At 69.6% G+C, this 26,830-nt stretch carries 13 protein-coding genes; 12 read left to right on the forward strand and 1 reads right to left on the reverse strand.

Features of this window, described 5'->3' with window-relative positions; translation table 11 throughout:
- Position 1 precedes the first annotated feature (1 nt).
- Both JWQ81_RS37630 and JWQ81_RS37635 read left to right on the forward strand, forming a co-directional pair.
- A complete protein-coding gene (locus JWQ81_RS37630; protein WP_297549326.1) occupies positions 2-661 on the forward strand; it encodes a DUF2786 domain-containing protein in 660 nt (219 codons plus the stop codon).
- Positions 661-1,851 carry an acyl-CoA dehydrogenase family protein gene (locus tag JWQ81_RS37635; RefSeq protein WP_297549328.1) on the forward strand — a complete coding sequence of 397 codons (1,191 nt, stop codon included), beginning with the start codon at positions 661-663 and terminating at the stop codon, positions 1,849-1,851. Before JWQ81_RS37630 ends, JWQ81_RS37635 begins: the two co-directional genes overlap by 1 nt.
- 79 nt (positions 1,852-1,930) lie before the next feature.
- Here JWQ81_RS37635 and JWQ81_RS37640 read toward each other — a convergent pair whose 3' ends face one another.
- Positions 1,931-2,575 (reverse strand): response regulator transcription factor, encoded by a 645-nt coding sequence (locus JWQ81_RS37640; protein ID WP_297549330.1) that lies wholly within the window; start codon positions 2,573-2,575, stop codon positions 1,931-1,933.
- Positions 2,576-2,786: 211 nt separating this feature from the next.
- Between JWQ81_RS37640 and sbnB the strand changes: the two genes are divergently transcribed.
- From sbnB to asnB, 10 genes are all read left to right on the forward strand, one after another.
- Positions 2,787-3,821, forward strand: a complete 1,035-nt coding sequence (sbnB, locus tag JWQ81_RS37645; RefSeq protein WP_297549332.1) for a 2,3-diaminopropionate biosynthesis protein SbnB — start codon at positions 2,787-2,789, stop codon at positions 3,819-3,821.
- Positions 3,822-3,848: 27 nt separating this feature from the next.
- Positions 3,849-4,859 carry a 2,3-diaminopropionate biosynthesis protein SbnA gene (sbnA, locus tag JWQ81_RS37650; RefSeq protein WP_297549334.1) on the forward strand — a complete coding sequence of 337 codons (1,011 nt, stop codon included), beginning with the start codon at positions 3,849-3,851 and terminating at the stop codon, positions 4,857-4,859.
- Complete coding sequence (locus JWQ81_RS37655) at positions 4,856-12,637, forward strand: non-ribosomal peptide synthetase (protein ID WP_297549336.1); 7,782 nt, start codon at positions 4,856-4,858, stop codon at positions 12,635-12,637. Before sbnA ends, JWQ81_RS37655 begins: the two co-directional genes overlap by 4 nt.
- 15 nt (positions 12,638-12,652) lie before the next feature.
- Positions 12,653-19,768, forward strand: a complete 7,116-nt coding sequence (locus tag JWQ81_RS37660) for a non-ribosomal peptide synthetase (protein WP_297549338.1) — start codon at positions 12,653-12,655, stop codon at positions 19,766-19,768.
- A gap of 7 nt (positions 19,769-19,775) precedes the next feature.
- Positions 19,776-20,603: an ABC transporter permease gene (locus tag JWQ81_RS37665; RefSeq protein ID WP_297549340.1), complete on the forward strand. Its 828-nt coding sequence runs from the start codon at positions 19,776-19,778 to the stop codon at positions 20,601-20,603.
- 144 nt (positions 20,604-20,747) lie between these two features.
- Complete coding sequence (locus JWQ81_RS37670) at positions 20,748-22,055, forward strand: sensor histidine kinase (RefSeq protein WP_297549342.1); 1,308 nt, start codon at positions 20,748-20,750, stop codon at positions 22,053-22,055.
- Between the two features lie 390 nt (positions 22,056-22,445).
- On the forward strand, positions 22,446-23,522 hold the full coding sequence (locus JWQ81_RS37675; RefSeq protein WP_297549343.1) for a hypothetical protein: 1,077 nt from the start codon (positions 22,446-22,448) through the stop codon (positions 23,520-23,522).
- A 36-nt stretch (positions 23,523-23,558) separates the two neighbouring features.
- A complete protein-coding gene (locus JWQ81_RS37680; RefSeq protein ID WP_297549369.1) occupies positions 23,559-23,774 on the forward strand; it encodes an MbtH family protein in 216 nt (71 codons plus the stop codon).
- A gap of 31 nt (positions 23,775-23,805) precedes the next feature.
- Positions 23,806-24,741, forward strand: a complete 936-nt coding sequence (locus JWQ81_RS37685; RefSeq protein ID WP_297549345.1) for an ATP-binding cassette domain-containing protein — start codon at positions 23,806-23,808, stop codon at positions 24,739-24,741.
- A gap of 236 nt (positions 24,742-24,977) precedes the next feature.
- Complete coding sequence (asnB, locus tag JWQ81_RS37690; RefSeq protein ID WP_297549347.1) at positions 24,978-26,819, forward strand: asparagine synthase (glutamine-hydrolyzing); 1,842 nt, start codon at positions 24,978-24,980, stop codon at positions 26,817-26,819.
- Positions 26,820-26,830 lie beyond the last annotated feature (11 nt).

Genomic DNA, 26,830 nt, shown 5'->3' on the forward strand with positions numbered 1-26,830 from the left:
CATGACCACGATTGTGCATACGGACGTGGGCCCGTGGGTCCTCGCTGCCCGTGCCGAAGGGCCGATGGCCGCGCTGTCCCTGCTGGCCGCCGGGGTACTGCCCGGGCTGGTGCCGTTCGGCCGCGGCGGGTTCGCCGTGGTGCCGGCGCAGGTGCTGGCCGACGGTGCCCACGTGTGGCTGGACGGCGTCCGCGTCGATCGCGGGCGTGAGCAGGCTGTCGGCGAGGCACGCGTCGACGACGGTTTGCTGCTGATCCTGCGTCACCCCCGCGTGGTCGGGGCGGACGTGAACCGGGACAACTGGTACGAGTGGCATGTCGGCGTCCTGCGGGTGCGGCTGGAGCTGTCCGAAGGGCTGCTCCACAACTGCGTCGACTACCTCGGCTGGCGTGACTGCGGCGACTCGACGATCCTGCGCCAGCAGCTGGTCAAATCGGCGCTGGCCGAAGTGCTGACCGAACACCTCGAAGTCCGGGCCGTGCTCACGGGCGGCCTGCTCGCGGCTCCCGCGCTGGCACATCTGCACCGCCAGATCAGCGAAGCCGACCACCAACTGCTGCGGCTGCTCGGCGCCAGCGGGTTCACCGCGGCCGGGGTCGGCCAGACCGTCTATGTCTCCGAACTGCTCGCCGATGCTTACACCCCTGCCGAGGTGCCGTGATGTTCCAGCTGGACGACCGCTTGCTCGCGCTCCGGAGACAGACGAGGGAATGGGCCGCCGACTTCCGCGAGCTCGCCCTGCCGCTCGACGCCGACCCGGCGCTCATCGCCGAGCACGTCGACCTGCCCGGCGTCCGGTTCATGTCGACCTCGATGATCCCGCCGGAGTACGGACCGCCGCTTGTGCGGATCGACGGGTACCACTTCGCTGCCATGAGCGCGCTCGAACGCGTGGTGCTGATGGAGGAGCTCGCGTGGGGGGACGCCGGGGTGCTGCTCGGGTCGCCGGGCGGGTCGATGTCCGCCGTGCTGATGGACATTCTTGCCGACGCCGCGCAGAAGGAGTTCTACTACAGCACGTTGCTCGCGCGTCCGACCTGGACGTTCTTCGCGCTGACCGAAGCCGGCGGCGGGTCCGACCCGGCGTCGATGCGATCGGCGCTGAGCGTCGGCGACGGCGGTGGCCCGGCGCTGCTGAACGGGACGAAGCGGTACATCGGCAACGGCGCCAGGGCGACGCTCGGCGTGGTGTTCGCCCGCGTGCGGCCAGGTCCGCTCGGGATCACGGCCGTGCTCGTCGACACCGCGGACCCGGGTTTCCACGCGGAGCCCATCGAGACCATCGGACTGCGCGGGGTGCAGGTCAGCGAGTTGCGGCTCAACGACGTCGAGATCGCCGACGACCGGATCCTCGGGCGGCACCTTTCGCCGACGCGGCGGGGGATGTGGGCCTGCGTGCAGACGTTCGACCGGCTGCGGCCGGCCGTCGCCGCGGTGGCCGTCGGAGTCGCGCGGGCGGCGTATGAATACGTGCTCGCCGAGCGGCTCCGGCCGACGAAGGACGAGCGTGACCGCCTCGACCTGATCGGCCGACGCATCGAAGGCGCACGGCAGCTCGTCCTGTACGCCGGCGCCGCCGTCGACAGCCACTCCGGCGGCCGTCACCTCGCGTCGGCGGCGAAGGCCAGGGCATGCCGACTCGCCGAAGACGTCACGTTCCAGGCATGCGACTTCCTCGGCCCCGGCGCACGCTTCGAGCATCCGCTGCTGGACAAGCTGGTCCGCGACGCGCGCGGCGTCGAGTTCATGGAAGGCACCCGCACCATGCAGATGCTGACCCTGTACCAGTGCCTCGTCTCCGGCAAGATCAACCGCGCCGACCCCCTCGGCATCGGCGACCGGGGCGAGTAGGGACTTCCTGGCTGATCTGAGGGCCGGTCGTGTCGTGTCGGCGTGCGGTCACAAGCGCTCAGGTTCACGCGGACGCGCGTCAGCCTTCGAGGTAGGCGAGGACGGCGCGGACCCGGCGGTTGTCGTCTTCCGACGGCGGTAGCTCGAGCTTCGTCAGGATGTTGTTGATGTGCTTCGCTACGGCCTTTTCGGTGACGAAGAGGTGTCCGGCGACCGACGCGTTGGACCGGCCTTCAGCCATCAGCCCGAGTACCTCGTGCTCACGCGGAGTGAGCCGGCTGACCAGGCTGTTGTTGGCGTTGCGGTTGAGCAGTTTCGCGACGACGTCCGGGTCCATCACGGTGCCGCCGGACGCGACCTGGCGCAGCGCCGTGGAGAACTGGTCGCTGTTGAACACCCGGTCCTTGAGCAGGTAGCCGACCGCGCCGGCGCCGTCGGCCAGCAGCTCGTGGGCGTACAGCTGCTCGACGTACTGCGACAGCAGCAGCACCGGCAGGCCCGGGTGGACCTTGCGCGCGGCGAGCGCGGCCTGCAGGCCTTCGTCGGTGAACGACGGCGGCAGCCGGATGTCGACCACGCTGACGTCCGGTTTGTGCTCGCACATCGCGGCGAGCATCTCGGGCCCGCTCTCGACGGCGGCGACGACCTCGAAACCCTGCGACTCGAGCAGCCGGACCAGCCCCTCCCGGAGCAGGTACTGATCCTCGGCGACGGCGACGCGCACGCTGATACATCCCTTCGCTCGGTGTCCCGCGGACGCAGTCCTCGCCCGCACACCCGATGTTACGACCCCGCGGTGATCCACCGCTGACAGCCGCCTGACAAGCCCGCGACGCACTGGTGCTCAGTTCGCGGTCAGCTCGGTGTCAGCGCCGTTGGCCAACCTTGCCCTCGAACCTCCGGCGTCCGGGGGGACGAGAGCGAGGGAGCCACCAATGCCGATCGACCACCCGACCTTCTCCGTGATCAGCGGCGCGCAGGTGAACGACGTCCTGCGCAACCGCGAGAAGCAGCTCGTCGAGCTGGTCGAGGCGACCTACCTGCTGCACCACGCGCGGCAGACGGTGAACCCGCCGTCGTACTTCCTGCGCTTCCCCGACCGCCCGAGCTCGCGGATCATCGCGCTGCCCGCGTCGGTCGGCGGCGAGGTCGGCGTCGACGGCGTCAAGTGGATCTCCAGCTTCCCCGGCAACATCGACTCCGGGTTGCCGCGGGCGTCGGCCGTGCTGATCCTCAACGACCAGGAGACCGGCTATCCGTTCGCCTGCATCGAAAGTTCGATCATCAGCGCGGTCCGCACGGCGGCGTCTGCGGCGTTGGGCGCGGCTAAGCTCAGCGAGGGACGCACGCGGCCGACGCGGCTCGGGTTCGTCGGAACCGGCTTGATCGCGCGCTATATTCACACTTTCCTGGCCGGTACCGGCTGGTCGTTCGACGAGATCGGTGTACACGACCTCAGTGCCGAGTACGCCGCGGGGTTCCGCGGTTACCTCCAGCAGAGCGAGCCGGGCACGCCGGTCACCGTGCACGCGAGCGCCGAGGACCTGATCCGGAACAGCGACCTCGTCGTCTTCGCGACCGTCGCCGGCGAGCCGCACATCACCGACCCGTCCTGGTTCGACCACGCACCGCTCGTTCTGCATGTCTCGCTGCGCGACCTCTCACCCGAGGTCATCCTGTCTGCGGCCAATGTCGTCGACGACGTCGAGCATTGCCTGAAGGCCAACACTTCCGTCCACCTTGCTGAGCAGCGGGTCGGTCACCGCGACTTTCTCGACGGCACCCTCGCCGAGGTGATGACCGGCGCGGTGACGCCGGATCCCGCCAAGCCGCTCATCTTCTCCCCGTTCGGTCTGGGGGTGCTCGACCTCGCCGTGGGCAAGCACGTCTACGACGCGGTCGGGCAGACAGGCGAACTGAACACGATCGACGGTTTCTTCGCGGAGCTGAGCCGCTACGGGTCCAAGTAGCGGCTCAGCATTCTTGAGAGGGGCAGTATGCAAGTCATCTCGACACCTCAGGAGTTCAACGTCTCCGAGCTCTACGTCGATCTGGGCGACCTTGCCGGTTCCGAGCTCTTCCTCAAGTGCGAGGGTTTCAACTTCGCCGGGTCGATCAAGCTGAAGGCCGCGGCCGAAATGGTCACTGCCGCCGAACGCAGCGGGGTCCTGCGCCCGGGCGCGACGCTCGTCGAAAGCTCCTCGGGCAACCTCGGGGTCGCGCTGGCGATCGTCACCGCGAGCCTCGGGTACGGCTTCATCTGCGTCACCGACGCCCGCTGCACGCTCGCCGCACGCCAGCTGATGCAGACGCTCGGCAGCTCGGTCCAGCTGATCACCGAACCGCATCCCGAGCGGGGTTTCCTCGGCGCGCGCATCCAGCGGGTCAAGCGGCTGTGCGCGGAGAACGACAACTACGTTTGGTTGAACCAGTACGCGAACCCCGGCAACTGGGGCGCGCACCACCGCACCACCGGCCGCGAGATCCTGCACAGCTTCCCGCACCTCGACGTGCTCTTCGTCGGGGCGGGCACCACCGGCACGCTGATGGGTTGCGCGCGCTACCTCGCCGAGGCCAAGCCGTCCGTGCGGATCGTCGCGATCGACACCGTCGGCTCGGTCACCTTCGGGGGCCCGCCCTCGCAGCGGATGATCCCCGGCCTCGGCACCAGCGTCCGCCCGCAGCTGCTCGATGAGTCCTTTGTGGACGACGTCGTGCTGGTGCCGGAGGCCGACACCGTCCGCGCCTGCCGCGAGCTGGTGCGCCGGGGATTCCTGTTCGGCGGCTCCACCGGGACAGTCCTCAGTGGAGCGTTGCGCTGGCTGCGCACCCACGACCGCGCCGGGGAGCTGACCACCGTCGCCATCGCGCCGGACCTCGGCGAGCGGTACCTGGACACCGTCTACTCCGACCAGTGGGTCGAGGACATCTACGGCGCCGAAGTCCTGCTGAACAGGCTCGCTCCCGAACCCATTCACTCCGACGCTCTCTCCGGGACGCTGTCATGACCGAGTCCACCCTCCCGCTTTCCGCTTCGCAGAACGACGTCTACTTCGACGAGAAGTTCTCGACCGGTGGCCTCGCCTACAACATGGCCGACTACCTCGACATCCGCGGGCCGTTGGATGTCGCGAAGTTCCGCGAAGCCCTGCTGGCGCTCTACGTCGAGGCCGAGAACGCCCGCATCCGGTTCGTCGAGATCGATGGCGAACCGCGTCAGCTCGTCGACCCGGCGACGGAGCTGCCGCTGGCCGAGTTCGACCTGAGCGCGTCGCCCGACCCGGAAACCACCGCGCTGGAATGGATGCACGCCGACCTGCGCAAGCCGTTCTCGCTCATCGCGGGCGGGCTGACCCGGTGGGCGCTGATCAGGCTCGCCGACGACCGGTTCCTCTGCTACATGTGCGGACACCACATCGCCGGCGACGGTTTCAGTGAAACCCTCTACTGGAGCCGGGTCGGCGAGCTGTACAACGCCGTGGACGCGCGTCCACTGCCCCCGTTGAAGACTCTCCTCGACGCTGAGTCCGCGCATCGTGAGTCTCCGCGCTGGGCCAAGGACCGGGAGTTCTGGAAGAAGGAGCTCGCCGGGGCTCCTGAGCTGGTCAGCGTGTCCGGGCAGGCGCCGAAGCCCGCCACCGGCCACCTGCGCCGCAGCGTCGTGCTCCCCGACGATCTCGCCGGCACGTTGCGCGGAGTGTCCGAAACCGCGAAGGTCACCTGGGCCACCTTTGCCATCGCCGCGAGCGCCGCGTACACGCAACGGCTTGTCGGCGGTGATGACGTCCTCATGACGCTGCCGGTCGCCAACCGCGTCGGAGCCGCGATGCGCGCGGTCCCCGGCATGGTCGCCAACTACGTTCCGCTGCGCGTGCACATCGGCCGCGAGACCACTGCCGCGGACCTGCTGTCCGGGGCGTCCGGTGCGCTGGCCCGGGCGCTGAAGCACCAGCGGTACCCGACTTCGCAGATCCGTCGCGACATGGGCCTGCGCGGTGACGACCGACGCGGTTTCGGCCCGTTCGTCAACGTCCTGAGCGGTTCGCCCGACCTGTGGCTCGGCGAGTGCGAAACGGTGCTCTGCAACGTGTCGACCGGGGTGGTCAACGACCTGATGTTCGTCGTCGGCGAGCCTTCACCCGGCGGGGTCGAGATCCATGTCAACGGCAACCCCGACCTGTACAGCGCAGACGAGGTCCAAGGCCACCTCGACCGGTTCATCGGCTTCATGAGCACGCTCGCCGCCGCCCGCCCGGACCAGCTTGTCCGCCGCCTGGAGCTGCTCGGCGAGGACGAGACGGCCGGCCTGCGCGCCTGGGGCGAGCGCACCGGCAATGAAGAAGACGTTGACTACGGCGTCATCGAGCGGATCCGCGCGGTCGCGGTCGAGCGTCCGGGCGTCGTCGCGGTCGCCGACGGCACCGAGGAAGTCACCTACGCCGACCTCGTCGCGTGGGCCGACCGTCTCTCTGGCCGGCTGCCCGTAGGCGGTCTGGTCGGTGTGCTCGCGGAGCCCGGTGCCAGGTTCGTCGGTTCCGTGCTCGCCGTGCTTGGCGCGGGGGCCGCCTGGGTGCCGCTGGACCACTCGGCTCCGGTCGCGCGCTCGGCGGGGCTGCTCGCCGAGAACCACGTTCCGACGTTGCTGGTCGGTCCCGGCCAGCGTGCGCTCGCCGAGGAGATCGCGGCCGTCGTCGGCGACGGAATCGTTATGGTGCAAGCGGATGAGCCGTTCGCGGGGGCCGCACGCGGCCAGCTCCACCGGCCGGTCGGACGCGGCGACGACCTCGGTTACGTCATCTTCACCTCCGGTTCCACGGGACGGCCGAAAGGCGCGATGGTCCACCGCCGCGGCATGGTCAACCATCTGCTCGCCAAGGTCGAGGACCTGGGTCTGTCCGGCGGCGACTGCGTGGTGCAGAACGCGCCGGTCACCTTCGACATTTCGGTGTGGCAGATGCTTTCCGCGCTCATCGTCGGCGGCAGGACCCGTGTCGTCTCGCGCGACGTCGCCGCCGAACCCGCCGCGCTGTTTTCCGTTGCCGCGGACGAAGGCGTCACGGTTCTCGAAGTCGTCCCGTCGCTGCTGCGTGCCGCGCTGGATTGGTGGGACGCGACGGACGAGGTTCCCGCGCTCTCGTCGCTGCGCTGGCTCGCTGTCACCGGCGAAGCTCTGCCGCCGGACCTGTGTGGCCGCTGGGCGGACCGCTTTCCGAACGTGCCGCTCGTCAACGCCTACGGCCCGACCGAATGCTCCGACGACGTCACCCACGCGTTCATCACCGCCGCGGACGAGGTCGGCGCGCGTTCGCCGATCGGCCGCCCGGTGCGCAACACCCGCCTGTATGTGCTCGGCGACGAGCTTCGCCGCGTCCCGGCGGGCATCCCCGGCGAACTGTACGTCGGCGGGACCGGCGTCGGTCGCGGTTACCTGCGCGACGAGAAGCGCACCTCGGGCACCTTCGTCGCGGACCCGTTCGCCGGCGGCGGCGCGCGGATGTACCGCACCGGCGACCGCGTCCAGTGGCGTGCCGACGGGCAGCTGGAGTTCTTGGAGCGCCGCGACTTCCAGGTCAAGGTGCGGGGACACCGGATCGAGCTCGGCGAGATCGAGGCATCACTGCGCGCGCTGCCGGGTATCGCGGACGCCGCTGTGCGGGTGGCTTCCGACGCCGCCGGACACAAGCGACTGATCGGTTATGTGACGTCGTCGGCAGGCGAACTGAACGCCGCGGAGCTACGGGCGCAACTCGGCGGCGAGTTGCCGGACTACCTGGTGCCGTCGGCGCTGCTGGTGCTCGACGCGCTGCCGCTGACCGCGCACGGCAAACTCGACCGCGACGCGCTGCCGGACCCGGACTTCGCGGAGGCCGCGCAGGGGCGTGCCCCTCGCAACCGCGAGGAGCAGATCCTCTGCTCGGTGCTGGCCGAGGTGCTCGGGATGGCCCGCATCGGCATCGACGACAACTTCTTCGCACTCGGCGGAGACTCGATCATCTCGATCCAGGCGGTCAGCCGGGCACGCAAGGCGGGGCTCGTCTTCACTCCGCGCGACATTTTCACTTATAAGACCCCGGCGTCGATCGCGCTGGTCGCCAAGCCGGTCACGACGTCGGTGGTGCGGGAGGAGGACGGCGTCGGCACGCTCGACCTGACCCCGATCGGTCATCAGCTGCACGGCGACACGGTGGGGCAGACGGGAACAGCGGACGAATTCAGCCAGTACGTCGTGCTGCCCGTTCCGTCCGATGTGGATGTTTCCCGGCTTTCCGTTGCCCTACAAGCACTGCTGGATCGCCACGACATGCTGCGCGCCCGGCTGGACGAGCCGTCCGCGGGGCTGTGGGGGCTGACCGTGCGTCCGGTCGGCTCGGTGCACGCCCGCGACCTCGTGCGCGAAGGCACTGGCAACGCCGACTTGGTCACCGAGGCACGTGCGCGGCTCAACCCGGCGGACGGCGTCATGGCACAGGCGGTCCTGATCGGCCGGGGTGACAGCCGGCAGCTGCTGCTGATGGTTCACCATCTCGCCGTGGACGGCGTGTCCTGGCGAATCCTCGTGCCGGACCTCGAAACCGCGTGGAACGCGGTCGCGGCCGGGCAGGAGATCGTGCTCGACGAGGTCGGCACGTCGTATCGCCGCTGGTCGTCGATGCTCGCCGAGGACGCACGCGGCGCGAGCCGGGCCGGGGAGCTCGCGCTGTGGACAGCTCAGCTGCGTCGCCCGGATCCCTTGCTGGGCAATCGATCCCTGGATCCGGCTCGCGACGTCTACGCGACCTCGCGCGAGCTGCGGCTGGAGCTTTCCGCCGAGACGACGTCGGCGCTGCTGACCAAGGTGCCGTCCGCGTTCCACGCCGAGATCAACGACGTCCTGTTGGCTGGGCTCGCGCTCGCCGTCGCCGACTGGCGTCGGCGCGCTCAGCGCCGCGCCAGCCTGCATGTGCTCGTCGAACTCGAAGGCCACGGCCGCGAGCAGCTCGCCGACGACCAGGACCTCTCCCGCACGGTCGGCTGGTTCACCAGCGTGTTCCCCGTCTGCTTCGACGTCGGCGCGATCGACTGGGACGACGTGTGGGCGGGCGGCCCGGCCGCGGGCACGCTGCTCAAGGCCGTCAAGGAACAGCTACGCGCGCTGCCCGACCACGGACTCGGTTACGGCTTGCTGCGATACCTCAACCCGCAGACCGCCGGCGGCCAGGAACTGCTGGCCCGGCCGCAGCTCGGCTTCAACTACCTTGGCCGGTTCGGCGCCGGCGACGGCGGCGACTGGCGGCTCGACGGCGCCACGATGGTCGGCACCGGCGCGAGCCCGGAGATGCCGTTGCGGCACGTCCTGGCGGTCACCCCGATCACCGAGGAACGCGCCGGCGGCCCGCACCTCGTCGCCGACTGGATCTGGGCGGGCGAGCTGCTGGGCGACGCCGAAGCCGAGGACCTCGCCCGCACCTGGTTCCGCGCGCTGGAAATGATCGCGGCGCACGTCGACACCGAGGGGGCCGGCGGCCGTACGCCGTCGGACCTGCCGCTGGCCGGGCTGACGCAGGACGAGGTCGACACCTATGAGCGCGAGACCGACCTGCAGGACGTCCTTCCCTTGTCCCCGCTGCAAAAGGGCCTGCTGTTCCACACCGAGTTCGACGTCGACGGCGCCGAGGTCTACACGCTGCAGGTGGTCGCGGAACTGTCCGGGACCGTCGATGCGGACAGGCTGCGGGCGGCGTGCTCGGCGCTGCTGGCCAGGCACTCGAACCTGCGGGCGTCGTTCCGCTACCGCACCTCGGGCGACCCGGTGCAGCTCATCGCGGCAACCGTGCCGGATGTGCTGGCCGAGGTCGACCTGACGTTCCTGGCGCCGGCCGAACGAGACGCCGAGGTCGCACGGCTGACCGACGCGGACCGCGCGCTGCGGTTCGATCCCGCGCAGGCGCCGCTGGTGCGGTTCACGCTGATCCAGCTCGACGACGAACGCTTCCGTCTCTTGTGGACGGTCCACCACATCCTGGTGGACGGCTGGTCGATGCCGATCCTGGCACGGGAACTGTTCGCCCTGTACGAAACCGCGGGCGACTCGGCCGCGCTGCCGGATGTCCGCCCGTTCCGCGACTATCTCGGCTGGCTGGCAGAGCGGGACGAGCGGGAGTCGCTGGCGGCGTGGCGCGACACCCTCTCCGGGCTCACCGGGCCCACGCGCGTCGCGCCGGAGAACCCGTCGCGGATCCAGCGGATGCCGGAATCGGTGGTCGTCGACCTGCCCGCCGACGTCACCGACGAGCTCACCGCCTTCGCGCGGGCGTCGGAACTGACGGTCAACAGTGTCATCCAGGGCTGCTGGGCGATACTGGTCGGCAGGCTGAGCGGCAGCCAGGACGTCGTGTTCGGTGCGACGGCCTCGGTGCGCCCGCCCGAGCTACCCGGCGCCGAGTCGATGGTCGGCATGTTCCTCAACACCCTGCCGGTCCGGGCGCGACTGCGTCCGGGGAACTCGCTGGCCACGTTGTTCGGCGAGTTGCAGGAGCAGCAGTCGGATCTGCGGCCGCATCACTATCTTGGTCTCAACGACATCCAGAACGCTGTGCCCGGACTTGCCGGGACCGGTGAGCTGTTCGACACCGCGGTGGTGTTCGAGAACTTCCCGATGGACGCGGCCGCCCTGAGCCGCACGGCCGCTGGGATGCGTGTCGACGACACCTTCGCCCGCGACGCGCGGCACTACCCGCTGAGCCTGGTCGTGGTGCCGGGGCAGCAGCTCAGGCTGCGCTTCGACCACGCGCCGGACGTGTTCTCCACCGAAGACGTCGAGCGGATCTCCGGCTGGTTCCGACGGCTCGTCGACGCGGCGCTGGCCGACTCCGGGCAGCCGCTGGGCCGGATCCAGGTGTTCGACGCGGCTGAGCGGTCGGCTTCGGTCAGCATGTTGTCGGGCTCCCGGCGGCCGAACCCCTTCACCGATGTCGTGCCCCGCGTGCGGGAACTCGCCCAGCGGCGGCCGTACGCCGTCGCCGTGACCGAAGATTCGGGCGCTTCCACCACGTACGCACGACTTGTCGGCCGCGCCAGCGCGCTTTCGCGCCGGTTGGACGGCGCCGCGCTGGTCGCGGTGCTCGCCGAACCGGGCGCGGCCTTCATCACCGCGGTCCTCGGAGTGCTCGGCGCGGGCGGCGCGTATGTGCCGCTCGACGTGCACGCCCCGGTGTCGCGGACGGCCGGGGTGCTGGCCGACTCGGGCGCCGAGGTCGTGCTCGTCACGCCGACGCAGGCCGCGCTCGGCCGGGAGATCGCCAACGCTTCCGGAACCGACGTCGGAGTGTTCGTGCTCGACGACGCCGAGGACGCCCTCGACGAGCTCGTCGAGCCGGTCGGGGCCGCGGATGACCTGGCGTACGTCATCTTCACCTCCGGTTCGACGGGACGTCCCAAGGGCGCGATGGTCCACCGGCGCGGCATGGTGAACCACCTGCTTGCCAAGGTCGAGGACCTCGGCCTGACCGAGACCGACCGCCTGGTGCACAACGCGCCGGTCACCTTCGATATCTCGGTGTGGCAGATGCTTGCCGCGCTCGTCGTCGGCGGCTCGGTGCGGGTCGTCGGCAGGGACGTCGCCGCGGATCCGGCGGCGCTGTTCGCGACCATCGGCGCCGGCGTGACCGTGTTCGAAGTCGTGCCCTCCCTGCTGCGGGCCGCGCTCGACGACTGGGAAGCGGGGGCTCCGGTACCCGCGGTGGCCGGTCTGCGCTGGCTGCCGGTGACCGGCGAAGCGCTGCCCGCCGACCTGTGCGACCGCTGGTTCGCGCGGTTCCCCGAAGTCCCGCTGGTCAACGCTTACGGCCCGACCGAGTGCTCTGATGACGTCACCCACGCGGTGCTGGACGCCGGACACGCCGGTGGCGGCCGGGTGCCGATCGGCGGTCCGGTGCGCAACACGGAGCTGTACGTCCTCGGCGACGAGCTGCAGCCCGTGCCGGCCGGGGTGCCGGGGGAGCTGTACGTCGGCGGGACCGGCGTCGGCCGCGGGTACCTCAACGACTCCGCACGGTCTTCGGCGGCGTTCGTGGCGGACCCCTTCGCCGGTGGTGGCGCGCGGATGTACCGCACCGGTGACCTCGTCGCCGTCCGTCCCGACGGACAGCTGGAGTTCTTGGAGCGCCGCGACTTCCAGGTCAAGGTCCGCGGTCACCGGATCGAACTGGGCGACGTCGAAGCCGGACTCCGCGGGCTCGACGGCGTGGTCGACGCCGCCGTGCGGGTCGTCGACGACCCAGCCGGACAGAACCGGCTCGTCGGCTACATGACCGGCGCGGGTCTTGACGGTAAGGACGTCCGGCACGAACTGCGGCAGCGGCTGCCCGAGTACATGGTGCCCGCGGTGGTGCTGGTCCTCGACGCGCTTCCGCTGACCGCGCACGGGAAACTCGACCGCGCGGCGCTGCCGGTGCCGGAACCGGACCTCGCCGAACTGTGGGCCGGGCGACCGCCCGTAACCGAAGAAGAGAAGACGCTCTGCCAGGTCTTCGCCGAGGTTCTGGGCCTGACCATGGTCGGCGCCGACGACAACTTCTTCGCACTCGGCGGCGACTCGATCAACTCGATCCAGGTCGTCAGCCGTGCCCGCCGGGCCGGACTGGCACTGACCCTGAAAGACATCTTCCAGCACAAGACCGCCGAGGCCATCGCCGGAGTCGTGCGCCCGCTGGCGGAACCTGCCGAGGCACCGCGGGACCAACCCGCGCTCGCACTGGTGTCACTGGCCGACGACGAAGCCGACGAGCTCGAGTTCGGGCTGAATTAGAGAGAGGGATCGATCATGAAACGCTCGAGCGAATTCCTGCCGCTGTCGCCCTTGCAGAAGGGCCTCCTGTTCCATTCCGAGTTCGAGGACTCCGGAGTGGACGTCTACGCCCTGCAGGTGGTGGTGGACCTTCGGGGACCGCTCGACGTGCCGATGCTGCGCGAGGCGGCGGAAGCGCTGCTGCGCCGGCACAGCAACCTGCGTGCCTGCTTCCGCCACCGCAAGAGCGGCGAGCCGGTCCAGGTCGTGCCGGCGTCGGTCGAGCTCGAATGGTCCGAAGTGGACTTGACCGGCGGAGGTGACGGTGACCTGGTTCGGATCACCGATGAAGACCGGGTGCGTCGCTTCGACCTGACGCGGCCGCCGTTGTCTCGGTTCACCGTGCTGACCTCGGCCCCGGACCAGCACCGTCTGCTGTGGACGGTCCACCACATCCTGGCCGACGGCTGGTCGATGCCGATCCTGATGCGCGAGCTGATCACGCTGTACGCAGGAGGGTGTGACGTCGACGCGCTGCCGGAGGTCCGGCCGTACCGCGACTACCTCGGCTGGCTCGCCGGCCAGGACGTCACCGCCGCGCAGGACGCGTGGCGGTCCGCGCTCGCCGGGGTCGTCGAGCCGACACGAGTCTCCGCCCTCGCGGCCACCCAGCCGGTGCTGCCGGAAACCGTGACCGTGCGGCTTCCGCGGGCGCTGTCCGCCGAGTTGGCCGACCGCGCACGTGGCCTCGGCCTGACGCTGAACACCGTCGTCCAGGGTGCTTGGGCGATGTTGCTGGGTCGGCTCACCGGCCGCCGGGACGTGCTGTTCGGCGCGGTGAACTCCGGACGGCCCGCCGAGCTCGACGGCATCGAGTCGATGGTCGGCCTGTTCGCCAACACCCTGCCCGTCCGGGTCGTGCTCGACCCGGCGCGCTCGTTCGCGGAGACCTTGGAAACCTTGCAGGCGCAGCAGTTCGGCCTGACCGCACACCAGCACCTCGGACTAGTCGAAGTCCAGCAGCTCGCGGGGATCGGCGAGCTGTTCGACACCGTGGTGATGTTCCAGAGCTACCCGATGGACAGCGCGAGCCTCGGGTTCGGCACCGGGGACCGGGCGGTGCGGGTCGAAGACGCCGATATCCGCAACGCCACGGGATTCCCGCTGAGCCTGACGGCGTTCCCCGGCGACTGCGTCGAACTGCGGTTGCAGCACCGGCCGGATGCCTTCACCACCGCCGACGCCGAGCGGATCCTCGCCCGCCTTGGCCTGCTGCTGAGCGCCTTCGCCGTCGACCCGGCCCAGCTTCTCGGCCGCATCGACGTCCTCGACGACGTCGAGCGGGACCTGGTCCTGCGCGACTGGAACGCCACGGCCGCCGACTTCGGCACCGAACTCCTGCCCGCCCTGCTCTCCGAGCGGGCCCGCTGCCACCCCAATTCGATCGCTTTGCGTTGCGGTACAACGGAATTGACTTACAAGGAGCTCGAAGTCCGAGCCAACCGGCTGGCCACCGAGCTGATCGCCCGTGGTGCGGGACCCGAGCGGATCGTCGCGATCGCGCTGTCCCGATCGATCGACCTGGTCATCGCCGCGCTCGCCGTGCTCAAGGCCGGGGCGGCCTACCTCCCGATCGATCCCGACCACCCGGCCGACCGGATCGCGTACATGTTCGCCGACGCCGCACCCGTGCTGCTGCTGACCACCGGGGATGTGCTCGCCGGACTCGGTGAAGCGGCTTCGCTGCCGGCGCTGCTCCTCGACGGTCCATCCACTATGGACAACCGTGCGTCCAGGCCGGTTGTGGAGCTCTCCCCGGACCATCCCGCGTATGTCATCTACACCTCGGGCTCGACCGGACGTCCCAAGGGCGTCACTGTGACCCAGCACGGGCTCACGAACCTGATCCAGGACATGCGGGTCCGCCTCGAAGTCACCGCCGCGGATCGGCTGCTCAGCGTCACCACGTTCGGTTTCGACATCTCCAACCTGGAACTGTTCGTGCCGCTGCTCGCCGGGGCGACGCTAGTCCTCGCCGAACGCGAACTGGTCCGCGACACGGCCGCCATGAGCACCGCGATCACCACCTCCGGCGCAACGATCATGCAGGCCACCCCGAGCCTGTGGCAGTCGCTGGTCGCCGCCGACCCCGCCCCGCTGTCCGGGCTGCGGGTGGTCAGCGGCGGCGAGGCCTTGCCCGAACCGCTCGCCGCGTCGCTGCTGGCCGCGGGCTGCGACCTGAGCAACTACTACGGCCCGACCGAGACCACCATCTGGTCCACGGCCGCTCGGCTGGACGGCACGCGGCCAGGTGCGCCGTCGATCGGTGTCCCGATCTCGAACACACAGGTCTACGTGCTGGACGACGCGCTGCGGCCGGTCGCCCCGGGCCTGCTCGGCGAGCTGTACCTCGCCGGCGACGGCGTCGCCCGCGGGTACCTCAACCGGTTCGCGCTGACGTCGGAGAGGTTCGTGGCGAACCCGTACGGTCTCCCCGGCGCGCGGATGTACCGCACGGGCGACGTCGTCAGCTGGGGAGCCGACGGCAAGCTCGACTACCTCGGTCGCGTCGACCACCAGGTCAAGGTGCGCGGGTTCCGGATCGAACTCGGCGAGATCGAGTCCGTGCTGGCCGACCACCCGCAGGTCGTCCATGCCGCCGCGGTCGCGCGCGAGTACGGGCCCGGCGACGTGCGGCTGGTCGGCTACGTCGTGCCGGCGACGGGCGGAGTGGACCGGACGAGCCTGCGTGCGCACCTGGAGGGCGCACTGCCGGAGTACATGGTCCCGCCGGTGCTCGTCGAGCTGGACGAGTTCCCGATGACCCCGAGTGGCAAGATCGACCGGAAAGCCCTGCCCGAGCCCGGCTCCGCGGCGCTCGTCGGCGGCCGGGCGGACCGCACTCCGGCCGAGGAGATCCTTTGTGGACTCTTCGCCGACGTGCTGAAGCTGCCGTCCATCGGGGTCGACGACGATTTCTTCGAGCTGGGCGGACATTCCCTCCTGGCGACCAGGCTCATCAGCCGGGCGCGCGTCGCCCTCGGTGTCGAACTGGCCGTGCGCGCGCTGTTCGAAGCCCGCACTCCCGCCGCATTGGCGGCCCGGCTCGGCGACGCGGGAACGACCCGGCCCGCCCTGCTCGCGCGGCCGAGGCCCGACGCGGTGCCGCTGTCTTCGGGGCAGTTGCGGCTGTGGTTCGTCAACAAGCTCGGCGACGGCCGCGGCACGTACAACATTCCGTTGGCCATCAGGCTTTCCGGCACTCTCGACGTCGAGGCGGCGCGCGCCGCGCTCACGGACGTCGTCACCCGGCACGAAGTCCTGCGTACCGTCTTCCCCGCGGTGGACGGAATGCCGTACCAGGCGGTGCTCGACCCGGCCCAGGGCGTGCCGAGCCTGCGCGTCGCTGATGTGGACGTTACTGACCCGGCGGACCTCGAAGCGCGACTCGTCGAGGAGGCGGACACCCGCTTCGACCTCGAAGAGGGGCTCGCGCTGCGGGCTCGGCTGTTCCGCCTGTCTGCCGACGAGCACGTGTTGCTGCTGGTGGTCCACCACATCATCGGTGACGGTTGGTCGATCATGCCGCTCGCGCGGGACTTCGCCATCGCCTACGACGCCCGCCTCGACGGGGACGCCCCGCGGTGGGACGCGCTTCCCGTGCAGTACGCGGATTACACGCTCTGGCAGGACGAACTGCTCGGCAACGCCGACGACCCCGACAGCGTCTTGACTCGGCAGCTCGACTTCTGGCGTTCGGAGCTGGCGGACCTGCCCGACCAGTTGGCCCTCCCGGCCGACTTCCCGCGCCCGGTGGTCACCACGCACCAGGGCGCGTCGGCCACGTTCACCCTCACGCCCCGCCTGCACCAGGCGTTGACCGACCTGGCCCGCGAGAACGAAGCGAGCCTGTTCATGGTCATTCAGGCCGTGCTCGCGACGCTGCTGGGCAAGCTGGGCGCGGGCTCCGACATCCCGCTGGGCAGCGCGATCGCCGGCCGCACCGACGAAGCGCTGCACGACCTCGTCGGCCTCTTCGTCAACACACTGATCCTGCGCACCGACACCAGTGGCGATCCGACGTTCCGCGAGCTCGTCCACCGGGTCCGCGAGCGCAACCTAGCCGCGTACGCCCACCAGGACCTGCCGTTCGAGCGTGTCGTCGAGGCGCTGAACCCGGAGCGCTCGCTGTCGAGGGAAGCGCTGTTCCAGGTCGCGCTGGTCTTCCAGAACTACGAGCGGCCGACGCTGGGCCTCACCGGGATCACGGGGCACGTCGAGCCGATCAAGAGCGTCTCCGCGAAGTTCGACCTGACCTTCCAGCTCGACGAGCACACCGAGCACGGCCTCCCGGCCGGCCTGGACGGGCTTCTCGAGTACAGCACCGATCTGTTCACTCGCGCGACAGCTGAGTCCATTGTGGACCGTTTCGTCGGCCTGCTCGAAACCGTCGTCACCGGCTCGGACAGCAAGCTCAGTGACTTGAACGTGCTGACCGAGCCGGAGCGCGAGCTCGTCACCCGCGAGTGGGCGGGCCCGTTCGCCGAGTCCAACCCGTCGACGATGACCGCGTTGTTCGAAGCGCAGGTCGCCGCCGCGCCGGACGCGCCCGCGGTGTCGTTCCACGGCACCGAGTTGAGCTATCGGGAGCTCAACGAGCGCGCGAACCGCCTGGCGGCGCTGCTGATCCAGCAGGGTGTCGTCGCGGAGGACTACGTCGGGATCGCGATGCCGAGGTGCCCGGAGATGGTCGTCGCGGTACTGGGTGTGCTCAAGGCCGGCGCGGCGTTCATGCCGATCGACCCCGAGTACCCGAGCGACCGGATCGCCTACATGGTCGGCGACGCGAACCCGCGCGAGATCCTGGCCGTGAAGTCGACGGCCGAACGCGTCACGCTGCCCGGGAGAGTCGAGCCGATCGTCGTCGACGACCCGGCGACCGTCGCGGATTTGGCCGCGCACAACGATTCCCATACTGGTGTCGAGGTGAAGACGGCCAACACGGCGTACATCATCTACACCTCCGGCTCGACGGGCCGCCCGAAGGGCGTGGTGATCACGCACGCCAGCGTCACCGACCTCGTCGCGGCCGTCCTCGTGAATATCGGGGTGAACCGGATCCTGCAGTTCTCGTCGCTCAGCTTCGACGCGGTGATCTGGGAGTTCAGCGGCACGGTCCTGTGCGGCGGCACGCTGGTGCTCGTCGACGCCGAAGCCCGCACGGGCCCGGCGCTGGCGGAGGTCCTGCGCGCCGAGCGGGTCAGCTTCATGATCATTCCGCCGATCGTGCTGGCCTCGATGCCGCCGGACTGCGTCATCCCCGGGCACGTCTCGATCGCGGTGGCGGGGGAGGCCTGCGCGCCCGAGGTCGTCGAGCGCTGGTCCGCCGGGCGCCGCCTGGTCAACCTGTACGGCCCGACCGAGGCCACCGTCGCCAGCACCATCAGCGACCAGCTGGTGCCCGGAGGACGGCCGCCGATCGGGCGCCCGATCGGCGAACACCGCGTCTCGGTGCTCGACCGCTACCTGCGACCGGTGCCGATCGGCGTCGTCGGCGAGCTGTACGTCAGCGGCGGCCTGGCCAGGGGTTACCTCAACCGGCCCGACCTGACCGCCGACCGGTTCGTGGCCGACCCGGCCGGCGCGCCCGGCGGGCGGATGTACCGCAGCGGCGACCTCGTGCGCTGGCGCCTCGACGGCCAGCTCGACTTTCTCGGGCGCGCCGACCAGCAGGTCAAGATCCGCGGGTTCCGGATCGAACTCGGCGAGATCGAGGCCGTCATCGCGAACCATCCGGAGGTGACGTCGGTGGTGCTGCTGGCCAGGGAGGACGTGCCGGGCGACAAGCGTCTCGTCGCCTACGTCGTGCCCACCGGGCCAGCCGAGCTCGCCGCCGGGCTCGGGGCGTCGATCACGGCGTTCGTCGGCGACCGGTTGCCGCACTACATGGTCCCGGCGGCGGTGGTGGTGCTCGACGAGTTTCCCGCGAACCCCAACGGGAAGACCGACCGCAAGCGTTTGCCCGTCCCGGAACTGGATCTCTCCGGCGATCGGGCGCCTCGCAACACCGTCGAAGAGATCCTCTGCGGCGTCTTCGCCGAGGTACTCGGGACGGCGTCGGCAGGGATCGACACCGACTTCTTCGCCGCCGGCGGCAACAGCATCCGGTCCATCCAGGTGGTGGACCGGGCGGCCAAGGCCGGCGTGCGATTCAGCGTCGCGGAGATGTTCGTGAACAAGACTGTCGAGGCACTCGCCGCGATCGCCGAGATCGACGGGCAGGTCACCGGCGTGACTAGTCACCTTCGCGGGGCGGAGCGGAAGATCGCCGGGCTCGACGCCTTCGCGACCGTCCTGCCGATCCGGCCTTCGGGTGACCTGCCGCCGCTGTTCTGCGTACACAGCGGCCTTGGTCTGAGCTTGCCGTACGTCGGCCTCGTCGAGCACCTGGATCCGCGTCGGCCCGTGTACGGCATCCAGGCGCCGCACATCAGTACCGGAACGCCACTGCACACCGACTTCAGTGCGCTCGCGGCCGAGTATCTCGGGCACATCCGCGATGTCCAGCCCGAAGGTCCCTATCACCTGTTCGGGTGGTCGTTCGGCGGGCTGATGGCCCACGAACTCGCCGTGCAGCTGGAGGCCGAAGGCGAGCGTGTGGCTTACTTGGCCGCGATCGACAGCTTCCCGGCCGGCGCGGACGACGAGGAGTACGACGATCAGGAGCTGCTCGCCCGCTTCCTGGACAACGCGGGTTATGACCGGTCGGACTTCGCCGTCGCCGAACTCACGACGACGAGTGTGCTCGACGTCCTCCGCCGCGATGGCAGCTTGTTCGCTTCGCTGGGCGAAGAGCGACTGCCGCGGCTGCTGGCGTCGATGAACGCGCACACCCGGCTGGCACAGGGATTCACCCCGGGGGAGTTCAGTGGTGACCTCGAGCTGTTCGTCGCCACAGCGGGGGCAAGTGAAGCGGAGCTCGCCGCGCGTGTCCGCCGCTGGGACTCCCACGTCAGCGGAGCCGTGACCCGCTACGACATCGACTCCGACCACGACCACCTGATGCATCCGGCGCCGCAAGCCCAGATCGGCGCGAAGACCGCACTAGTCCTTGACTGCACAGTCCTCGAGAACATCCAGAGCGGAAGCTGAGAAGACCATGACCACACTCACCAGCACCAGACTCCCGGCCCTGCCGACCGGGCCAGGCGCCGCCGCCGTCGAGATCTTCGCGCTCGCCGGCCGCCGGCTGCGCCACCTGCTCCGGGCCCCCGGCCGGCTCATCGGGGTGATCATGAACCCGCTGGTCACCATGATCGCGATGGGCTACCTGTTCAAGACCTCGATCGTCGTGCCCGGGGGCGGCAACTACCCCGAATACCTGATGGCGGGCGCCGCGGTCCAGGTCGGCCTGGCCAGTGTCGGCCCGACTGCCATCGCAGTCTCGATGGACCTCAAAGGCGGCCTGGTCGATCGGTTCCGTTCGCTCCCGATCTCCCGCACCGCGGTGCTGATCGGCCACACCCTGGCCGATCTGGTCTCCTCGCTGGCGGGGCTGGTGGTGGTGATGCTGGTCGGCTTCGCGCTCGACTGGCGGCCGAACAACGGTTTTCTCGGTCTCCTCGCGGGATTCGGGGTTCTCGCGGTCTTCATCTACGTGATGCTCTGGGTAGGCGTCCTGCTCGGAATGTGCGTCTCCAGCCTCGAATCCATCGATTCGTTCGGCGGCCTCATCGTGGTCGTCTTCTCGTTCATGTCCAGCGCGTTTCTTGCCTCATCACAGTTTCCGAACTGGATCAGGCCGTTCGCCGAGTGGAACCCGGTGAGCTCGGTGAGTAACGCGGTGCGGCGGCTCTGGGGCAACCCGGTAGCCTCCGGTGACGGTTTCGCCCTGCACAATCCCGGTGTTGTCATCGTGATCGCGCTCGGCGTCGTCCTCACCGTGACCACCGTGCTCAGCTTCCGCCGATACCGCACAGCCTCCTAAGACGGGCCCAAGCCATCTCTTGAGGGTTACAAGACCCCTGTCAATAGGGGTTCTAGTGCTACCGCTTTGACGGCCACGAGCAGCCAGGATGGACACATGACAGCGACCAGCGACACACTTGCCGGGACCGGAAGGCGGAGCGAGATGACGAACACGAACGGGAGCCGTGGGCGCGGAGTCGCCCCGGCCAGGTACATCCCACGGGGGGCGGCGCTGCTGGCACTGTCCGTGGCCGGGGCGTTTCTCGCCCTCTGGCTCTGCTTCGTGACGGTGCTCTGCTGCGTCGGGATCGGGGTCTACCTCGTGCCCTCGGCGTTCGGTGCGGTCCGCAAGCTGGCCAACTACCAGCGCCGCTTGGCGCTCGACTGGTCCGGCGTGGAGATCGCGGCGCCGTATCAGGAGGAGCCGGAGTTCCGCCCCGGCTTCGTCGGCGCCCTGCAGCGCAGCTACTGGATGATCGGCGACCCGACGACCTGGCGCGAGGTCCTCTGGAGCATCGTCGACCCGTTCGTCGGCGGCATCGTCGCCTTCGTTCCGGCCGCACTGGTCCTCGACGGACTGGTCGGGCTGGCCATGCCGTTCGTCTGGGAGCAGCGTCTGTCGATCTGGAACGGCAGCTACTACGTCTTCATCCCGCTCAACAGCGAGTTCATGGCCATCCTGGCCGCGATCCTGGGCGTGGTCCAGCTGGTGATCGCGGCGCCGCTGGCGCCGAAGCTGGTCAAGGCACACGCCAACATCACCGCCCGCTGGCTCCGCCCGACGGAGAACTCCCGGCTCACCAGCCGGGTCCGCCAGCTCACCCAGGCCCGCTCCACCGCGGTCGACACCTCGGCCGCCGAGCTCCGGCGCATCGAGCGGGACCTGCACGACGGTGCGCAGGCCCGGCTGGTCGCGATGGGCATGACGCTCAGCGCGGCGGAGAACCTGCTGGACGGCAACCCGGACGCGGCCCGCGCCCTGCTCGGTGAAGCCAAGGCCAGCTCGAAGAAGGCACTGACCGAGCTGCGCGACCTCGTCCGCGGCATCCACCCGCCGGTGCTCGCCGACCGCGGTCTGGCCGACGCCGTGCGCACCCTCGCCATGGAGGCCCCGCTCACCGTGGAGGTCACCGCCGAGCTGGCCGGCCGCCCCCAGCCGCCGGTCGAGTCCGCCGCGTACTTCGCGACATCCGAGGTGCTCAACAACGTCGTCAAGCACGCCCACGCCCGGCACGCGGAAATCCAGATCCAGCACGAGGACGGCCAGCTGCGTATCCAGGTCACCGACGACGGCATCGGCGGTGCCGACCCGGGCCGCGGTACCGGTCTGAAGGGCGTCGAGAACAGGCTTTCCACCTTCGACGGCTTCGTCTCGGTCGTCAGTCCCGTCGGCGGCCCCACCCTGGTGTCGATCGTGATCCCCTGCGTCCTCACCACGCAGGACCCCACGCAGCGGCGCTCCATCGTCTGACCCCGCTGGTCCCGCTCGCTGTCGGTCGCGTGTGGACAGTGCCTTCCCCGGCACTGTCCATACGCGACTTTTTTGTGGGTGGTCGGGGGCGGGTAGTGCGGGCCGGAACGTCGTGTCGGGTTGCGGTCTAGGGCAGCAGGGACTGGGGCGGCAGGGGCGCCATCGCAAGTCGACGGCGAGTTGCGGTGGTCATGACCCACAGATACACAACAGCACCTGCTGCCCCGTCAGCCCCGGGGGATCCCCGCACCCGGCCGCACCGAACCCCCAGAAGGCCTTACGCCGCAAGGGGTGCTAGTACCACCCAGGCTCGGGCGCTGTGACCCGTGTGTAGCTCACCGCCGGCCGGAAGCATGGGTACCGACAAACCCGCGGCTTCAGGAGGACGACGTGAGCGACGCACAGCGGACCAGGCCCCAGACCCCGTCCCGAATCCTGTTCGCCGCGGCCGGGCTCGTGATGACGGGTGTGCTCGTCGTCGGCCTCGGGCTGAAGGGGCTCGTGCTGGCTCCCGTTGTCCTCATCGCGTCGTACGTGCTGGCCGGATCCCTTGTGGGGTCCGGAATCACGATGCTGATCGCGGCTGTCGCCGGTCTCGCGGTGCTCGGCATGTGGGCCTTCGTGCCGCCGGAGCTGGTCGGCTACGCGACAGCCGGACAGCTTGTCCTGCCCGCTGTCCTCGTCCTGGCGCTGACGCAGGTTTCCCCGGTGGTGCGCCGGTTCCGGACCGAGCGCCGTGGCGGCCGCACGGTCGACGTCGCGGCGGACGTGGCGACGTCGACAGCCGGACGGCCGGCGCTGGTCGCGGGGGCCGCGATGACTGCCTCCCTGACCGGGCTGGCGCTGGGCGCCGAAGGCGAGCTGTCCACGCTGGCAACCGCTGCCCTGCTCGCCACCATCGCCACTCTCGTCGTCGTGACCCTCCTCCAGCCGGTGCTGCTCACCCGCCTCGGTGGGCTGGACCGAGTCCTCGCGTCGCGGTCCAGCCGGCGTGTCACCCACCTCCGGGCGACCGTCGTGGTGACCGGGGTGGCACTGCGCCGCCCCGTCACCACGCTGACGCTGACCGCGGTGACGGTGCTCGCGGTGCTCGCCGGCGCGGTCCGCCTGATGCCGCTCGGCCCGGTCACCGGGGCACTGATGCTCGCCGCGGGCCCGCTGACCGTCCAGCTCGTCGTGCTGCTCGATCGGATCACCGCGGCCACCCGCGCCGGAATGACCCGGCGCAACGCGATCGCCGGCGGCACGAGGGACGCGGCTGGCCCCATCGCCGCGTCCGCCGCCGTGACCGCGGGCCTGCTCGCGCTGCTCGTCCCGGGCGCCACCGGCTGGGCCGCGGCCGTGCTCGTGCTGATCGCTTCGATGGTCGCGGTGCTCGCCGTTCCATCGCTGCTCCTGCTGGTGCGGACGAGCGGATCAGTCGCCGGTCAGCGCGGTGTCAGCCACCCGGAACACCATGGTTGCTGACCACCAGCGCGACAACGGAGGCACGGCATGTCTGAAGTGACGAATCCCTTTGAAGACCAGCAAGGGCTCTTCCTGGTGCTGGTCAATCACGAGGACCAGCACTCCCTGTGGCCCGCCTTCGCCGAAGTGCCGTCGGGCTGGACAGTGGCGCTCGACGCGAGCACTCGCGAGGCCGCACTGTCCTATGTGGAATCCAACTGGACCGACATGCGCCCGAAGAGCCTCCGCGAAGCCGCCGGCGTCTCCCGCTGACCACCGCACCACACCAGACAGGGGAGCGGACGTGGAATTCGCCATCGAGACAGAGAATCTCAGCAAAAGCTACAAAACGCACCAAGCGCTCCGCCGGATCGACCTCGCCGTCCGCCCGGGGACCGTGCTCGGACTGCTGGGCCCCAACGGCGCGGGCAAGACCACGGCCGTCCGGATACTGGCGACCCTGCTCGAACCGACGGGCGGACGCGCGATGGTCGCCGGTTACGACGTTGCGCGCGAGCCCCGCGAAGTCCGCCGCCGCATCGGCCTCGCCGGGCAGTACGCGGCCGTCGACGAACTGCTGACCGGCCGCGAGAACCTGATCCTGCTCGGCACGTTGCTGCACCTCGGACGGCGACAGGCCAAGGAGCGCGCCGAAGTCCTTCTCGAGCGGTTCGCGCTGACCGAAGCCGCCGACCGGTCGCTGAAGACGTACTCCGGGGGCATGCGCCGCCGCCTCGACCTGGCCACCTGCCTGATTGCCGAACCGTCGGTCCTGTTCCTCGACGAGCCGACCACCGGGCTCGACCCGACCAGCCGCAACCAGCTGTGGCAGACCGTCCGCGAGCTCGTCGGCGAAGGCGTCACCGTGCTGCTGACCACGCAGTACCTCGAGGAGGCCGACTCGCTCGCCGACCAGGTCGCTGTCATCGCCGCCGGCCAGGTCATCGCCGAGGGCACCCCGGACCAGCTCAAGCGCAAGGTCGGCCAGGAACGCCTGGAGATCACGCTGGCCTCGCGCGAGCGGATCAACGCCGCTGTGGCGCTGCTCACAGCCTCCTCGACAGTCGCCCCGGCGGTCGACGAGGACAAGGGCACGCTATCGCTGCAGCTCGACGGCGGAATCGACAGTATCGCCGCGATTTCGGCCGCTCTGTCGACCGCGGGTATCGCCGTCGACGACTTCGCCATTCGCCGTCCGACTCTGGACGACGTCTTTATTACGCTTACCGGAAGCCTCTGAACAGCAAGTTTGATCAAGAAACGCCCTCCTTGCCTCGTTCAAGGAGGGCGCTTTTGTGTCTTTGTGTCCTGGTTCATCCCCGTAGCGAAGCGTGCGTGCTGCGTGACATCCCGGTAACATGGTGGTTACATAGGTAGCGAATACAAATAGGCGGACAGTGGTCGGGAGCTCACGCTGAGGCGTAGGTGGACCCGTTCACAGTCATGCCCGCCAGCAGCCACTTTGCGGAGGTATGTATGTGCGGAATCGCCGGCTGGGTCTCGTTCGAGCGCGACTTGCGTGCCGAACGGGCCACCGTGGACGCGATGACCGAAACGATGAGCTGCCGTGGTCCGGATGACGAAGGCACCTGGGTGGCCGAGCACGCCGCGCTCGGGCACCGCAGGCTTGCGATCATCGACCTGCCAGGGGGCCGGCAGCCGATGAGCGTCGACACTCCGAACGGCCCGGTGTCGATGGTGTACTCCGGTGAGGCCTACAACTTCGGCGAGCTGCGCAAGGAGCTCTACGGCCGCGGACACCGTTTCGAGACCGACTCCGACACCGAGGTCGTGCTGCACGGCTACCTCGAGTGGGGCACCGCGGTCGCCGAGCGGCTCAACGGCATGTACGCGTTCGCCATCTGGGACGCGCGCGAGCAGAAGCTCGTGATGATCCGCGACCGGATGGGCATCAAGCCCTTCTACTACTACGAAACCCCCGACGGCGTGTTGTTCGGTTCGGAGCCCAAGGCGATCCTCGCCAACCCGATGGCCGAGCACACCGTCACCCTCGACGGCGTCCGCGAGCTGTTCGCCTTCGTCAAGACCCCCGGCCACGCCATCTGGGACGGGATGAACGAGGTCGAGCCGGGCACCGTGGTCACCGTCAGCGCCAACGGGCTGCGCACCGAGCGGTACTGGACGCTGAAGACCAAGCAGCACACCGACAGCCAGGCTGACTCCATCTCGCACGTACGCGAGCTGCTCGACGACATCGTGCGCCGCCAGCTGGTCGCCGATGTCCCGCGTTGCACGCTGCTCTCCGGCGGCCTCGACTCGTCGGCGATGACCGCGATCGGCGCCCAGCAGCTCGCCGAGACCGGCGAGACCATCCGCAGCTTCGCGGTGGACTTCGTCGGCCAGACCGAGAACTTCGTCGCCGACGAACTGCGCGGCACCCCGGACACGCCGTATGTCCACGACGTCGTGGAGCAGTCCAAGACCGACCACGAGGACATCGTGCTCAACTCCGACGAGCTGGCCGATCCCGAAGTCCGGTCCAAGGTCATCCGCGCCCGCGACATCCCGATGGGGATGGGGGACATGGACGCCTCGCTGTACCTGCTGTTCAAGGCGATCCGGCAGCACTCGACGGTCGCGCTGTCCGGCGAGTCCGCGGACGAGGTCTTCGGCGGCTACCAGCAGTTCTTCGATCCGAAGGCCCAGCAGGCCACCACCTTCCCGTGGCTGGTCAAATTCGCCGAGACCTTGGGCGACGACAACACGATCCTCACCCCGGAACTGCACCGGTCGCTGAACATCGGCTCGTACATCCAAGACGCGTATGACACCTCGGTCGCGAAGATCGAGCGCCTCGAAGGGGAATCCGACTTCGAGTGGCGGATGCGCAAGATCTGCCACCTGCACCTGACCCACTTCGTCCGGATCCTGCTCGACCGCAAGGACCGCGCGAGCATGGCCGTCGGGCTGGAGGTCCGCGTGCCGTTCTGCGACCACCGCCTGGTCGAGTACGTCTACAACACGCCGTGGTCGCTGAAGACGTTCGACGGCAGGGAAAAGTCCCTGCTGCGCGCGGCGACCAAGGACGTGCTGCCGAAGTCGGTGGCCGACCGCGTCAAGTCGCCGTACCCGTCCACACAGGACCCGAAGTACGGCGTCGCGCTGCAGAACCACGGCAAGGACCTGCTCAGCGACCTGGGCCACCCGGTGTTCGAGATCGTCAGCGCGGACTGGCTGCGGAAGGCGGTCGTGGCGGAAGGTCCGCAGATCCACCAGGCGTCGCGGCGCGGTCTCGAGCGGACGCTGGACCTCGCGCTATGGTTGGACATGTACAAGCCGACCATCAAGCTGTCCTGATCGGCTCCGGT

Source organism: Amycolatopsis sp. (assembly GCF_025464955.1).
GTDB lineage: Bacteria > Actinomycetota > Actinomycetes > Mycobacteriales > Pseudonocardiaceae > Amycolatopsis.